This window comes from Streptomyces sp. SCSIO ZS0520 (assembly GCF_025643355.1).
GTDB lineage: Bacteria > Actinomycetota > Actinomycetes > Streptomycetales > Streptomycetaceae > Streptomyces > Streptomyces physcomitrii.
On the sequence record NZ_CP092644.1, the window covers coordinates 7,678,149 to 7,692,053 of the forward strand.

A 13,905-nucleotide genomic window follows, 5' to 3' on the forward strand; every position below is an offset into this window, starting at 1 on the left:
CACGGTGGCCGCGCGGAGGTCCCGTCCGGACCTCGGCGTCCGTGCTAGACCTTGGCGTCCGTCCGGTCCTCCGTGCCCCGGCCGCCGCGCCCGGTGACCTTGTCGCGGACCAGGGCGAGGACGACGACCAGCGCCGCCGCGAGGACGGAGAGCAGCACCTGCTTGCGGGTGTCCGGCTCGGTGAGCATGTACACCAGGACGAAGGAGATCATCCCGATCGTCGCCCAGGTCAGATACGGGAACAGCCACATCCGTACCACCAGGCGCTCCGGGTTCTCGCGCAGGATGATGCGGCGCATCCGCAGCTGCGAGAGGCAGATCACCAGCCAGACGAAGAGGGCCACCGCGCCCGAGGAGTTCAGCAGGAACTCGAAGACGGTGTCCGGCCACTGGTAGTTGAACCACACCGCGAGGAAGCCGAAGGCGACCGAGGAGAGGATCGCGGTCTGCGGCACCCCGCGGGCGGTGGTGCGGGCGAAGGACTTCGGTGCGTCGCCGCGGCCGCCGAGCGAGAAGGCCATCCGGGAGGCCGTGTAGAGGCCGGAGTTGAGACAGGACAGTACGGCGGTGAGCACGATGACGTTCATCACCTGGCCCGCGTGCGGGATGCCGATCTCGTCCATCGCCGCGACGTACGAGCCCTTCTCCTGGATCGCGTCGGAGTCCCAGGGCAGCAGCGCCACCACGACGAAGATCGAGCCGAGGTAGAAGACCGCGATCCGCCAGATCACGCTGTTGGTGGCCTTGCTGACCGCGCGGCGCGGGTCGCTGGACTCGCCCGCGGCCAGGGTGACGATCTCGCTGCCCATGAAGGAGAAGACGACCATCAGGACACCGGTGAGAATGGCGTCCGCGCCATGGGGCAGGAAGCCTCCGTGCGAGGTCAGATTCGAGAAGCCGTCACCGCCGCCGTCCGAGCCCGGCAGCACGCCGAAGACCGCGAGGCCGCCGATCACGATGAAGGCGCCGATCGCGAAGACCTTGATCCCCGCGAACCAGAACTCGAACTCGCCGAAGGAGCCCACCGAGACCAGGTTGGTCGCGGTCAGCACCGCCATGACGATCAGCGCCCAGCCCCACTGCGGGATGCCGGGCATCCAGCCTTCCAGGATCACGGCTCCGGCGGTCGCCTCGATGGCGAGCACCACCACCCAGAAGAACCAGTAGAGCCAGCCGATGGAGAAGCCGGCCCAGCGCCCGAGCGCCCGGTCGGCATAGGCGGAGAAGGAGCCCGAGCTGGGGTCGGCCGCCGCCATCTCGCCGAGCATCCGCATGACCAGGACGACCATCGTGCCGACCAGGGCGTAGGAGAGCAGGATGCCCGGTCCGGCCGCCGCGATGCCCGAGGCCGAACCGACGAACAGGCCCGCGCCGATGACGCCGCCGATCGCGATCATCGACAGGTGCCGGTTCTTGAGCCCGGCCTGGAGACCGGCGTCCGCGTCGCTGCCCGGCAGCCGTCCGCCGGGGCCCTGACCGTCGTCCGGGTGCTCGGGCGCGAGGCGCGAGGAGGGTGTAGTCATCTGACATCCATGGGGTGAGGAACGTCTTTCCGGGACCCGCGGGGGAGAGGGCCCCACCTCCTTCCGGGCGTCGTATCCGAGCCCGGCCGGGGGTTGCTGGACCTTCTCGCGTAGGTGACCTGCTGTCCACCCCGAGAGCTGGGAAAGTGAGGTGTATCTCTTTTATTTCCTTCATATCAAGCGTGAATGCTGTTCACTTTCGCAGGGCCGAAGGTCCCGCGGGCTTTTCGCTGTGCCCGTATGGGGCAGGGAGGCGCCCGTACGGGGCCCGTTCGCGCCGGTTCGCCGGGCTCGCCCCGGCTAGACCGCGGGCGGGAGCGGCTGCTCCGCCCAGAGGACCTTTCCGGTCCTGGTGTACCGGGTGCCCCAGCGCTGCGCGGTCTGCGAGACCAGGAAGAGGCCGCGGCCGCCCTCGTCGTCCATCGAGGCCTGGCGCACATGCGGGGAGGTGAGGCTGGCGTCCGAGACCTCGCAGAGCAGGCTGCGGTCCCGGATCAGGCGCAGCCCGATGGGCCCGTCGGCGTGCCGTACCGCGTTGGAGAGGAACTCGCCCACGATCAGCTCGGTGGTGAAGGAGAACTCGTCCAGGTCCCAGGCGGCCAGCTGCTCGCGCGCCTTGCGGCGGAGCTCCGGCACCGCGGCCGCCTCGGCGGGCATCTCCCAGCTCACCACCGAGCCCGGGGCGAGCGCCCGGCTGCGCACCAGGAGCAGCGCGGCGTCGTCGGTGGTCATCGGGGAGGGCAGCACGCTCAGGACCTCCCCGCACAGCCGGTCCAGGGGCCGGGCGGGCCCGGCGAGCACCCGGGTGAGCCGGTCCAGGCCCTCGTCGAGGTCGAGATCGCGCGCCTCCACCAGGCCGTCGGTGAACAGTGCGAGGAGGCTGCCCTCGGGCAGGTCCACCTCGGCGCTCTCGAAGGGCAGCCCGCCGGTGCCCAGCGGGGGCCCGGAGGGCAGCTCCCGCAGCGCGGCCCGGCCCCCTGGGGTGACCAGCACCGGCAGCAGGTGCCCGGCCCGCGCCAGCGCGCACTTCTGCGAGACGGGGTCGTAGATGCCGTAGAGGCAGGTTCCGCCGGTGGTCTCCTCGTGCGGGGCCCCGTCCTCCTCGGGGGCGGCCCGCTCCTCGGCCCACTGCACGATCAGGTCGTCGAGCCGGGCCAGCAACTCCTCAGGGGCGAGGTCGAGTTGGGCGAGCGCGCGCACCGTCGCCCGCAGCCGCCCCATGGTGGCCGCCGCCCGGAGCCCGTGCCCCACCACATCGCCGACGACGAAGCCCACCCGGCAGCCGGAGAGCGGGATGACGTCGAACCAGTCGCCGCCCACCCCGACCCTGCTGTCCGCGGGCAGGTACCGGTAGGCGGCCTCCACGGCGGACAGGGTGGGCAACTGGCCCGGGAGCAGGTCGCGTTGGAGCGTCACCGCCGCCTGGTGCTCGCCCGCGTACCGGCGCGCGTTGTCCACCGCCACCGCCGTGCGCCGGACCAGCTCCTCGGCGAGGTCCCGATCGTCGCTGCGGTACGGGGGCCAGCCGCCGCCCCGGACGAAGGTGACGAGCCCGAGTCCCGCCCCCTGCGCGCGCAGCGGCACCGCGAGCGTGCTCAGCCCCTCCCCGGCGTCGCGGTCGGGGTCGAGCACCGCCGAACCGCCGCGCAGCGCCCGGGCCTGCGGTGAGGACTCCGGGTAGTCGGGGCGGGCGTCCCGGGTGAGGGCGGCGGGCAGCCCGGCGGCGGCGCTCGGCGCGGTGAAGGAGGCCACCCGGACCAGGGGGCGCTCCCGGTGCGGGGCGCCCCGGGGCGCGCGGCCCTCCAGGACGTCCTGGTAGAGGTCGACGGCGACCCGGTCGGCGATCTGGGGGACCGCGGTCAGCGCCAGTTCGGTGGCGGTGCGGCGCGGGTCGAGGGTGGTGCCGATGCGCTCCCCGGCCCGGACGAGCAGGCGCAGCCGCCGCTCGGCCCGGTAGCGCTCGGTGATGTCGAAGGACTCCTCGCACACCCCGACCGGGCGCCCGCGGCCGTCGAGCAGCCGGTAGTAGGAGTACGACCAGATGCGTTCACCGGCCGGATCCTCGGGCGGGCTGCCGCGGTAGTGCAGGTCGATCACGGGCTCGCCGGTCTCCAGGACGCCCCGGACCAGGGCGCGCAGCCCGTCCGGCCGCTCCGCGCCGAGGATCTCCCCGCCCGGCACCAGTTCGTCCGGGTGCAGGCCCCGGTACCGCTCGGGGGAACCGGCCATCTCCCGGGCGCAGGTGTCGTTGGCCCAGGTCACCCGCAGCTCGGTGTCGTAGAGGGTCAGCCCGATCGGGGACTGGGTGAACAGCGCCCGCAGCACCGCCTGCCCGGTCTCCCAGTCGCGCAGCTCCCCGGCCGGGGCGAGCAGCAGCAGGCTCGTCGCCTCCTGGCCGCCGGGGGAGGCGGGCAGCGGCCGGTGCGCGGCGGCCAGGTGCAGGGCCCGGCCGTCGCGGTGGCGCAGTACGAGGTCGCGGGCGAGGCCTTCGGGGCCGAGGGTCGCGGGCGGCAGATCCTCCCCGTGGTAGTGGCCGGGGGCGCCGACGAGCCGGGTGACGGGGGTGCCGAGGACATCCTCCGGCGGATAGCCGAGCAGCTCCTGCGCGGCGGGACTCCAGCCGTGCACCCGCAGCCGGGCGCCGAGCACCGCGCTGGCCGCCCAGGAGAAGGCGACCGGCTCACCGGTGACACCGCTCGCGGATTCCCAGGCACCCAATGCGCATCACACCCTCGGTGACCAAGCCTCCGCCCCCGCCCCCGGCGGCGCAAACGCGCCCCGCCCTTCCGGCACCCCGGCCCTTCCCCCGGCTCCCCGTACGGCCGAGCCCAACAGGCCGTGCGGCCCCGGGGCGGGCTGCAATGAACGGATGAAGGCCCCCGACGACTGCCTCGCGCGCAACGAGTGGATCTGCGGCGACTATCTGAGCACCCGCCGCCAGGTCCTGTCGGACGCCGTCCTCCAGCACCTGGAACTGACCTCGCTCGCCGTGCTCATCGCCCTGGTCGTGGCGCTGCCGCTGGCCGTGCTGGCCCGGCGCTGGCGGCTCGCCGCGGGACCGGTCCTCGCGCTGACCACGGTCCTCTACACGATCCCCTCGCTCGCGATGTTCTCGCTGCTGCTGCCGGTGTACGGGCTCTCCGCCGCCCTGGTGGTCGCCGGTCTCGTGCTGTACTCGCTCACCCTGCTGGTCCGCAACATCCTCGCCGGGCTGAAGGCGGTGCCCGAGGAGACCCGGGAGGCCGCCCGCGGCATGGGCTACGGCCCCGTCCGGCTGCTGCTCACCGTGGAACTGCCGCTCGCGCTGCCCGCCGCGATGGCCGGGCTGCGCATCGCCGCCGTCTCCGCGGTCTCGCTGGTCACCGTCGGGGCGATCGTCGGCTTCGGCGGGCTCGGCAACCTCATCTACTCCGGGATGAACACCTACTTCAAGGCGCAGGTCCTCACCGCCTCGGTGCTGTGCGTGCTGATCGCCGTCGCCGCCGATCTGCTGCTGCTCGGCGTGCAGTGGCTGCTCACCCCCTGGACCAGGGCGGCCCGCTCATGAGCCGGGGCCCGGGGCGCCGTGCCGCCGCGCCGCCCGCCCGGCGCACGGGACCGCGCCGGCGCGGCCCGGCGGAGCGCCGGTGAACACCCTGGGCGAGGCCTGGGACTGGCTCGCCGACTCCGCGCACTGGTCCGGTCCTGAGGGCATCGGGCAGCGGCTGCTCGAACACTTCCTGCTGACCCTGGTCTGCCTGCTGATCAGCTGCCTGATCGCGCTGCCGGTGGCGCTGGTCCTCGGCCACCTCGGCCGGGGCGGGGCGCTCGCGGTCAACATCTCCAACATCGGCCGGGCGGTGCCCACCTTCGCCGTCCTGGTCCTGCTGCTCCTGACCCCGCTCGGCCGCTACGGGGAGGGCCCCACCGTGGTCGCCCTGGTGCTCTTCGCCGTGCCGCCGCTGCTGACCAACGCCTACGTCGGCATGCGCGAGGTGGACCGCGGCGTCGTCCAGGCCGCCCGCGGGATGGGCATGACCGGCGGGCAGCTGCTGCGGCGGGTGGAGGCCCCGCTCGCGCTGCCGATGATCCTCGCCGGGGTCCGGCTCGCCGCGGTCCAGCTCGTCGCCACCGCCACCATCGCCGCGCTCGCGGGCGGCGGGGGACTCGGCCGGATCATCACCGCCGGGTTCAATCTGGCGAGCACCCCGCAGGTGGTCGCCGGGGCTTTCCTGGTCGCCGTCTTCGCGCTGCTGGTCGAGGGGCTGTTCGCGCTCGCCGAACGCCTCGGGCCCGGCCGCGCCCGGCAGGGGAGGCTCTGATGCCGCGCCGCCCCGCCCGGGGACGGCGCCGGGCCGCCCTCGCCGCGGCCCTGCTCGCCCTCACCGGCTGCTCCACGGGGCCGAGCCTGGAGAACCAGAACGCGGTCACCGCACCCCCGGGCGACAGCCACCGGCTCACCGTCGGCTCCGCCGGATTCACCGAGTCCGACCTGCTGGCGCAGATGTACGCGCTGCTCCTGAAGAAGGCCGGCTACCAGACCGACCTGATCACCGTCTCCAACCGCGAGCTGTACGAACCCGCCCTGGAATCCGGCCAGATCGACGTCGTCGCCGAGTACGCGGCCACCTTCGCCGACTGGCTCAACGCCAAGGAGAACGGCGCGGAGGCGGAGCCCGTCGGCTCCCCGGACCCCGCCCGCACGCTGCGGGCCCTGCGCCGGCTCGCCGCCCCGCGCGGACTCACCGTCCTGCGCCCCGGCCGCGCCGTCGACCAGAACGCCTTCGCCGTCAGCGCCTCCTTCGCCCGCGAGCACCGCCTGAAGACCCTCAGCGACCTCGGCCGTACGAAGCGGAAGGTCCGCCTCGCCGCGGGCGACGAGTGCGTACAGCGGCCGTACTGCGCGCCGGGCCTCAAGAAGGTCTACGGGATCGAGCTGACCGGCGTGGACCCGAAGGGCGTCGGCACCACCCAGGCCAAGAAGGCCGTGCAGAGCGGCCAGGACCAGCTGGTGCTGACCACCACGACCGACGCCACCCTCGCCGAGTTCTCCCTCGTCCTGCTGAAGGACGACAAGCGTCTGCAGAACGCGGACTACGTGGTCCCGGTCGTCAACCGCGCCCGCGCGGGCGGCCCCCGGGTCGCCCGGGCACTGGACGCCCTGAGCCGGGTGCTGACCACCCGCGACCTGGCCTCGCTCAACCAGCAGGTGGACAGCTGGCGCCGGCTGCCGGAGGACGTGGCCCGTACGTATCTGGAGCGCAAAGGGCTGCTGTGAGCCGGTGGCCCGGTGGCCCGGTGGGGCGGGTGGTGGCCCGGTGCGGCCGGTGGCGCGGTCGCCGTCCGGCGGCTCAGGCCTCGGCCACCGAGTCGAAGCGCACGTCCTCGCGGGCGACGCCCCTGGCCTCCGCGTCCACCGAGCGGCGCAGCGCCTCGTGCAGCTTGACCGGGGTGAGCACGCCGAGGAAGCGGGCGCCGTCCAGGACCGCGACCCAGCCCGCGTCGTGCTGGAGCATCACGCTGAACGCCTGCTTCAGCGGGGCGCCCACCGGCAGCCAGGCCCCCATCCGGTGCGCCAGATCGGCCACCCTCCCGCCCTCGCCCGCACGGGCGGCCTCGTCGATGCCGATCCAGCCGTGCAGATCGCCGTCCGCGTCCAGGACGACGGCCCAGCGGCCGCCCTCCTCGCGCAGCCGGTCCGCGGCGCGGGCGGCGGACTCGTCGAGGCGGGCCACCGGGGGCTGTTCGAGGTCGCTGGCTTCGATGGCGGTCACCGAGAGCCGCTTGAGCCCGCGGTCCGCGCCGACGAAGGAGGCCACATAGTCGTTGGCGGGGGTGCCGAGCACCGCCCCCGGGGTGTCGTACTGCTCGATGCGCCCCTCGCCGTAGACCGCGATCCGGTCGCCGAGCCGGACCGCCTCCTCGATGTCGTGGGTGACCAGGAGCACCGTCTTGCGCACCGCCGACTGCATCCGCAGGAACTCCTCCTGCAACTGCTCGCGCACCACCGGGTCCACGGCGCCGAAGGGCTCGTCCATCAGCAGCACCGGCGGATCGGCGGCCAGCGCCCGGGCCACGCCCACCCGCTGCCGCTGGCCGCCGGAGAGCTGGGCCGGATAGCGGGGCCCGTAGACCTCGGGGTCGAGGCCCACCAGGTCGAGGAGTTCGGCGGCCCGCGCGCGGGCCCGCGCCTTCTTCCAGCCGAGCAGGGCCGGCACCGTCGCGGTGTTGTCGAGCACGGTGCGGTGCGGGAAGAGGCCGACCTGCTGGATGACATAGCCGATGCGGCGGCGCAGCCGTACCGGGTCGACGGAGGCGATGTCCTCGCCGTCGACGAGGATCCGCCCCGAGGTCGGTTCGATGAGCCGGTTGACCATCATCATGGTCGTGGTCTTGCCGCAGCCCGACGGGCCCACCAGGGTGACGAGTTCGCCCTCGCCGACCTCGAAGCTCAGCCCCGCCACGGCGACCGTGCCGTCCGGATACCGCTTGCCGACCTCTTCGAACCGGATCATCCACTCACGCTAAGGGCGCCGCCCCGCCCCCGCCCGGCGGGAGCGCCCCACGGGTGGCCACCGGTCCCCGGGCGCCTACCCTCGGACCATGACCGATTCGCCGGAGGCCCCGCAGTCCCAGCTCGCTCCGCTGCCCGAGGACTGGCAGCGGGCGCTCGCCGTCGTCGCCCACCCCGACGACCTGGAGTACGGCTGCGCGGCCGCCGTCGCCACCTGGACCGACGCGGGCAAGGAGGTCTCCTATCTCCTGGCGACCCGCGGCGAGGCGGGCATCGACACCCTCGACCCGGCCGTCTGCGGCCCGCTGCGCGAACGCGAGCAGCGGGCGAGCGCCGCCGTGGTCGGGGTCTCGGCGGTGGAGTTCCTCGACCACCGGGACGGGGTGGTCGAGTACGGCACCGCGCTGCGCCGGGACATCGCCGCCGCGATCCGCCGCCACCGGCCCGAGCTGGTGGTCACCCTCAACCACCGGGACACCTGGGGCGGCACCGCCTGGAACACCCCCGACCATGTGGCGGTCGGCCGGGCCGCGCTCGACGCGGTGGCCGACGCGGGCAACCGGTGGATCTTCCCGGAGCTGCGCGAGGCCGGACTCGAACCCTGGGACGGGGTGCGCTGGGTCGCCGTCGCCGGGACCGACGCCCCGACGCACGCGGTGGACGCCACCGAGGGCCTGGAGCGCGGGGTGCGCTCCCTGCTCGAACACCGCACCTATATCGAGGTGTTGACCGAGGAGGACCCGGAGAGCTACTGCCGCTCCTTCCTCACCGGCTTCGCCGAATCCCTCGCCCCGCGCTTCGGCGGGCGGCCCGCGGTCGCCTTCGAGCTCTTCGGCCGCTGACCGCGCCCGCCGCTCCGCCCCGGCCGGTCAGCCGTTCGCCCACAGCAGGTCGACCTGCGCGGCCTCACTCGCGTTGGGCGTGGGGTTGGTGCAGGCGGGGCCCGGTCCGGTGCCGGACATCAACTCGCTGCACGGGCCGGAGAAATGGTCCGGCAGGCCGAGGATGTGCCCCGTCTCGTGGGTGACCACGCGCAGCGGATCGCCGACGCGCAGGGAGACCTGGCCGTGGCCGTGCCCGTCGGTGTCGGTGTGGGCGCCGCCGCCGGTCTCGACGTAGGTGAAGTCGGCGGCGCCGTCGACCTCCTTCAACTGCACCGCGTCCACTGCCGAGTTCCAGATCTCGGTGCTCTGGGCGATCTTCGCGTCGAAGCTCGGCGCCAGGTCGTCGTTGTAGGTGAGCACCACGGTACGTACGGACTGCTCGGCCCCGGGTCCGGTCTGCTGCTCGGCGCTCGCGGTACCGGCCGAGAGCGCGGCCAGCGCGAGGCCCAGTGCGGCGGCCGCGGTCCGGCGTGCGCGGATCCGGGGCCCGGGGCGTGCGGTGCGGGTGCGGTTCATCTGGTCCTCCTCGCCTCGGCGCCGGGTGCACCGGTCGCCGTTAGGTTCACCGTCGTCCAGCAGTCTTGGCCCGGGAGCCGCGGCCGGGGAGACGGCAACGCGCCATTCCCGCACCGGACTTGGGCCGCGCGAACCTGCCGCGCTCGGCGTACGCGCGGAGCCGGGCGGCGGCGGATTCGGTCCGTGTGGTTGTGCGCCGCTCTGGTCCAGGCCTATGTTCCAAGCTGCGCGTTCCCGGCCCGAACCGTGCACCTCTGCGCATGGAGGCGGGTCGAAGTCCGCCGGTCCTGCTGGTACTTGATGGGTTCTGTGGAGGGCGAAAGTGCGACAACGTCTGTCCCGCTCGGTTGTGCTCGGTGCCGTGACCGCCTTGCTGGCGCTCTCGCTCGGCGCCCCGTCCGCGGGGGCCGCGCCCCCGCCCGGCAGCCCTCCGCCGATCACCCCGGCCCCGCAGTCCGCCACCGTCCGCGCGGACTCGGTCACCCTCACCGGGACCGTCACCCTCGTCGCGGGCGAGAAGAGCGACCGGGCGGCCGTCCAGGTCACCGAGCGGGCGCTCAAGGACGCCGGAGTCCGCCGGATCGTCCGCGCCGACGGGCCGCGCTCCGGCCGCCTCACCGTCTACGTGGGCGGCCCCACCGAGCAGCAGGCCTCGGCAACCGCCCTGCGCGCACTGGGACTTGACGGCCCCTCAGATCTGCCCGAGGGAGGCCACGTCCTCGGCATCGGCGCCGAGCGCATCGTCCTGTCCGGGGCCGACGCGACCGGTACGTACTACGCCGCCCAGTCCCTGAGGCAGGTCCTCGACGGCGGACTGCGCCCGGGCCGGAAGCTGCGCGGCCTGGAGATCCGCGACTGGCCGGCGACCCCGATCCGGGGCGTCATCGAGGGCTTCTACGGCTTCCCCTGGTCGCACGAGGCCCGGCTCGACCAACTCGACTTCTACGGCGCGCACAAGATGAACATCTACGTGTACTCGCCGAAGGACGACTCCTATCTGCGCGAGAAGTGGCGCGAGCCCTATCCCGCCGACCAACTCGCCCGTATCAAGGAGCTGGTGGACCGCGCCCGGGAGCGGCATGTCGAGTTCACCTACGCCCTCTCGCCCGGCCTCTCCGTCTGCTACAGCTCGGACGCCGACGCCGAGGCGCTGACGGACAAGTTCCGGACGCTGTGGGACATCGGGGTGCGCACCTTCGCGGTGCCGCTGGACGACATCAGCTACACGGACTGGAACTGCCCTGCGGATCAGGAGCGTTGGGGCACCGGCGGTGGTGCGGCCGGTGCCGCCCAGGCCCATCTCCTGAACCGGGTGAACAAGGACTTCATCGCCGCGCACGAGGGCGCCGAGCCGCTCCAGATGGTTCCCACGGAGTACTACGACGTCAAGGAGACCCCGTACAAGAAGGCGCTGCGTGAGCAGCTCGACAAGGACATCCTGGTCGAGTGGACCGGGGTGGGTGTCGTCGCCCCCACGATGAGCGTGGCGGAGGCGAAGCAGGCCCGCTCGGTCTTCGGGCACCCCATCCTCACCTGGGACAACTACCCGGTGAACGACTACGTGCCGGGGCGCCTGCTGCTCGGCCCCTTCACCGGGCGCGAGGCCGGGCTCGCCGAGCAGCTGGCCGGGATCACGGCCAACCCGATGGTGCAGCCCTACGCCTCGAAGCTCGCCCTGCACACGGTCGCCGACTACACCTGGAACGACCGCGCCTACGACCCCGCCGCCTCCTGGAAGTCCGCGCTGCGGGAACTGGCCGGGGGCGAGGGGCGCACCGCCGACGCCCTGGAGTGGTTCGCCGACGCCGGCTACGAGTCCGCCCTCGACCCGCGGCAGGCGCCCCGACTCGCCGCCTCCGTCGAGAAGTTCTGGCGGGACGGGGACGCGGCCCGACTGGACCGGGACCTCGCGGCCTTCGGCAAGGCGCCCGCGGTCCTGCGTGCCCACCTGCCCGAGCAGGGCTTCCTGGACGACGCGGCCCCCTGGCTGGACGCCGCCGAGGCCTGGGCCGCCGCCGACCGCACCGCCCTCGACATGCTCACCGCCGCCCGCTCCGGCGAGACGGCACGGGCCTGGAAGCTGCGCCAGAAGCTGCCCCGACTCGTCGCGCACGCCTCCTCCTTCACCGTGGACGTGCTCGACGGGCGGAAGGTGCAGGCCCTGGTCGCCGAGGGCGTGGCCGACACCTTCGTCGACGAGGCCACCGCCGCCTTCGACCGGCTGCTCGGGGTCCCCGGCCGCCCGAAGGCGAGCTCCGACCTCGGCACCCACCAGAGCAACGCCCCGGCCCGGATGACCGACGGCGACGACTCCACCTACTACTGGAGCGACGGCGCCCCCGAGCCCGGCGACGCGGTCACGCTCGACCTGCGGTCCGTCCGGGAGCTGGGCACCGTCACCCTGGCGATGGGCACCCCCGGCAGCCCGGAGGACTACCTCCACAAGGGCGTCCTGGAGTATTCCGCCGACGGCAAGGACTGGAAGGAGCTGGAGACCTTCACCGGCCGCAAGGAGGTCACCGTCACGGCGCCCGAGGGCACCGAGGCGCGCTATCTGCGGGCCCGGGCGAGCGCGGCCCAGGAGAACTGGCTCACCGTACGGGAGTTCGGGATCAGCGGCCAGGTCGCGGAGGTCACCGGCGGGCCCGCCGCCGCGGAGGGCAGCAGCCTCGCCTCGGCCGCCGACGGGGACCCGGGCACCGCCTACCGCGCCGCCCGCGCCCCCGAGGCGGACGAATCGCTCACCGTCACCCTGGAGTCCGCCCGCGCGCTGACCTCGCTGACCGTGCTCCAGCCCGAGGGGCACGCGGTCGCGGCCACCGTCGAGGTGCACGGCGAGGAGGGCTGGCACCCGGTGGGCGAGGTCGCCCGGCCGTTCGACCGCCTGGACGTCAAGGGCAGCGCCGACGCCGTACGCCTCCGCTGGCGGCCGGGCGGCACGGCCCCGCAGATCGCCGAGATCATCCCCGGCTGAACCCGCCGCACGACCGCGGCACCGCGCAACAGCCGTACGTAAGAAGGCTGTTGGCTCGGTGACGAGAAGCCGCCGGAACGGGCGGCCCCCGGGAGCGCACCCGAGGGCCGCCCGTCCGCGTCGAGTTGATGCCCCGTCAAGTAGCCCCGTACGGCGCGAGGGTGGCGGTGAACCCGTGGTGGACATCGGGACAACACCTGCCGTGGGCCTGTCTGCCCGGGCCCCGGGACCGCATACTCGCTCAGGTCCCCTACGGCGTCACACCCCCGGAGGCAGCATGCCCCTCACCACGCGCAGGAGAGCCCTCACCGCCCTCGGTGCCGCCACCGCCGCCGGAGTCGCGGCCCCCGTACTGCTCGGCGGCCCCCTCGCCCCGGCCGCCCGTGCCGCAGCCACCACCGGGGGCCACCGACCCCGCCCGCACTGGCGGGCGCACGCGCACAACGACTACGAGCACCCCCGGCCGCTCCTCGACGCCCTGGACCAGCGGTTCGGCAGCGTGGAGGCGGACATCTACCTCGTCGAGGGCGAGCTCCTGGTCGCCCACGACCCCGCCGACCTCGATCCGCGGCGCACCCTCGAATCCCTCTACCTGCGCCCGCTGCGTGCGCGCGTCCGCGCCAACCACGGCTGGGTGTACGGGGGTTGGCCCCGTCCGCTGCAACTGCTCGTGGACCTCAAGACCGAGGGCGCGAGCACGTATCTGGCGCTCGACCGGGTGCTGCGCCGCTACCCGGAGCTGTTCACCGGCTTCCGCCACGGCCGGGTGCGGCGGCGCGCGGTCACCGTGGTCGTCTCCGGCGACCGCGCCGCCCGCGAGCCGATGGCGGCCCAGGACACCCGGCTCGCCTTCTACGACGGCAGGCTCACCGACCTCGGCACCGCGGCGGACACCTCCTTCATCCCGCTGATCAGCGACAACTGGGCCCTGAACTTCGGCTGGCAGGGCACCGGGCCCTTCCCGGCCGCCGAGCGCCAGAAGCTGCGCACCATGGTCGCGGGGGCGCACGCGCGCGGGCAGCAGCTGCGGCTCTGGTCCACGCCCGACCTGCCAGGACCCGCCCGCGAGGCGCTGTGGGGTGAACTCCTCGCGGAGGGCGTCGACTTCCTCAACACCGACGACCTCGCGGGACTCGCCGCCTTCCTCACCGCACACGGCGCCTGAACCGCCCCGCCCCGGCCGTCCTCCACGACGAGTCCCACCCGTTCGGGGGACACGCCAGAGCGCGGAACACTCCGCCCGCTACGCGACACTTGCGGCCAAAAGCCGCGGTGTCGACGTGGCGGAGGAGTGTGACGTGGCCATTTCCATCTCTGTGGTGCTGCTGCTCACGATCTTGGCGGTGGTCTTCATCCGCAACGGCGCGATGAAGGTCTCCCACGCGATCGTCTGCATCCTGCTCGGTTTCTACCTGGCGGGCACGAGCATGGCCCCGACGATCAGCGACGGCCTCACCGCCACCGCCGAGATCGTCAGCAGCCTCGACCCGTGAGCCCGCCCCCGGCAGACGCACG

Annotated in this window: 11 protein-coding genes; 7 read left to right on the forward strand and 4 right to left on the reverse strand. The window is 73.7% G+C overall.

Going from position 1 to position 13,905, the window contains the following annotated elements:
* Positions 1–44 precede the first annotated feature (44 nt).
* Both MID12_RS31500 and MID12_RS31505 read right to left on the reverse strand, forming a co-directional pair.
* Positions 45–1,523, reverse strand: a complete 1,479-nt coding sequence (locus tag MID12_RS31500; protein WP_052482908.1) for an amino acid permease — start codon at positions 1,521–1,523, stop codon at positions 45–47.
* A gap of 300 nt (positions 1,524–1,823) precedes the next feature.
* Complete coding sequence (locus MID12_RS31505) at positions 1,824–4,241, reverse strand: SpoIIE family protein phosphatase (protein ID WP_263172581.1); 2,418 nt, start codon at positions 4,239–4,241, stop codon at positions 1,824–1,826.
* Between the two features lie 151 nt (positions 4,242–4,392).
* On the opposite strand from MID12_RS31505, the gene MID12_RS31510 reads away from it, so the two are divergent.
* The 3 genes from MID12_RS31510 to MID12_RS31520 all read left to right on the forward strand — a co-directional run bounded on the left by MID12_RS31510 (position 4,393) and on the right by MID12_RS31520 (position 6,780).
* Positions 4,393–5,070, forward strand: a complete 678-nt coding sequence (locus MID12_RS31510; RefSeq protein ID WP_040255666.1) for an ABC transporter permease — start codon at positions 4,393–4,395, stop codon at positions 5,068–5,070.
* A 79-nt stretch (positions 5,071–5,149) separates the two neighbouring features.
* Positions 5,150–5,824 (forward strand): ABC transporter permease, encoded by a 675-nt coding sequence (locus MID12_RS31515; RefSeq protein WP_263172583.1) that lies wholly within the window; start codon positions 5,150–5,152, stop codon positions 5,822–5,824.
* Complete coding sequence (locus MID12_RS31520; protein ID WP_263172585.1) at positions 5,824–6,780, forward strand: ABC transporter substrate-binding protein; 957 nt, start codon at positions 5,824–5,826, stop codon at positions 6,778–6,780. The genes MID12_RS31515 and MID12_RS31520 overlap by 1 nt, the downstream gene beginning before the upstream one ends.
* Before the next feature lie 73 nt (positions 6,781–6,853).
* On the opposite strand, the gene MID12_RS31525 is transcribed toward MID12_RS31520, so the two are convergent.
* Entirely contained in the window at positions 6,854–8,017 is a 1,164-nt protein-coding gene (locus tag MID12_RS31525) for a betaine/proline/choline family ABC transporter ATP-binding protein (RefSeq protein WP_263172587.1), read from the reverse strand.
* An 88-nt stretch (positions 8,018–8,105) separates the two neighbouring features.
* Here MID12_RS31525 and MID12_RS31530 point away from each other — a divergent pair, with 88 nt between their 5' ends.
* The gene (locus MID12_RS31530) at positions 8,106–8,858 is read left to right on the forward strand and encodes a PIG-L deacetylase family protein (RefSeq protein WP_040255674.1); all 753 of its coding nucleotides are present in this window, start codon (positions 8,106–8,108) and stop codon (positions 8,856–8,858) included.
* Between the two features lie 27 nt (positions 8,859–8,885).
* On the opposite strand, the gene MID12_RS31535 is transcribed toward MID12_RS31530, so the two are convergent.
* Positions 8,886–9,416 (reverse strand): snapalysin family zinc-dependent metalloprotease, encoded by a 531-nt coding sequence (locus MID12_RS31535; RefSeq protein WP_263172590.1) that lies wholly within the window; start codon positions 9,414–9,416, stop codon positions 8,886–8,888.
* Positions 9,417–9,777: 361 nt separating this feature from the next.
* Here MID12_RS31535 and MID12_RS31540 point away from each other — a divergent pair, with 361 nt between their 5' ends.
* From MID12_RS31540 to MID12_RS31550, 3 genes are all read left to right on the forward strand, one after another.
* Entirely contained in the window at positions 9,778–12,390 is a 2,613-nt protein-coding gene (locus tag MID12_RS31540) for a beta-N-acetylglucosaminidase domain-containing protein (protein WP_411577027.1), read from the forward strand.
* Between the two features lie 277 nt (positions 12,391–12,667).
* Positions 12,668–13,555 (forward strand): phosphatidylinositol-specific phospholipase C/glycerophosphodiester phosphodiesterase family protein, encoded by an 888-nt coding sequence (locus MID12_RS31545; protein WP_263172592.1) that lies wholly within the window; start codon positions 12,668–12,670, stop codon positions 13,553–13,555.
* 133 nt (positions 13,556–13,688) lie between these two features.
* Positions 13,689–13,883 carry a hypothetical protein gene (locus MID12_RS31550; RefSeq protein ID WP_040255680.1) on the forward strand — a complete coding sequence of 65 codons (195 nt, stop codon included), beginning with the start codon at positions 13,689–13,691 and terminating at the stop codon, positions 13,881–13,883.
* Positions 13,884–13,905: the final 22 nt, after the last annotated feature.

Bases quoted from the DNA above. Each gene is read 5' to 3' on its own strand.
- MID12_RS31500 (WP_052482908.1), bottom strand. From the start codon at position 1,523: ATGACTACACCCTCCTCGCGCCTCGCGCCCGAGCACCCGGACGACGGT.
- MID12_RS31510 (WP_040255666.1), top strand. From the start codon at position 4,393: ATGAAGGCCCCCGACGACTGCCTCGCGCGCAACGAGTGGATCTGCGGC.
- MID12_RS31520 (WP_263172585.1), top strand. From the start codon at position 5,824: ATGCCGCGCCGCCCCGCCCGGGGACGGCGCCGGGCCGCCCTCGCCGCG.
- MID12_RS31525 (WP_263172587.1), bottom strand. From the start codon at position 8,017: ATGATCCGGTTCGAAGAGGTCGGCAAGCGGTATCCGGACGGCACGGTC.
- MID12_RS31530 (WP_040255674.1), top strand. From the start codon at position 8,106: ATGACCGATTCGCCGGAGGCCCCGCAGTCCCAGCTCGCTCCGCTGCCC.
- MID12_RS31535 (WP_263172590.1), bottom strand. From the start codon at position 9,416: ATGAACCGCACCCGCACCGCACGCCCCGGGCCCCGGATCCGCGCACGC.
- MID12_RS31545 (WP_263172592.1), top strand. From the start codon at position 12,668: ATGCCCCTCACCACGCGCAGGAGAGCCCTCACCGCCCTCGGTGCCGCC.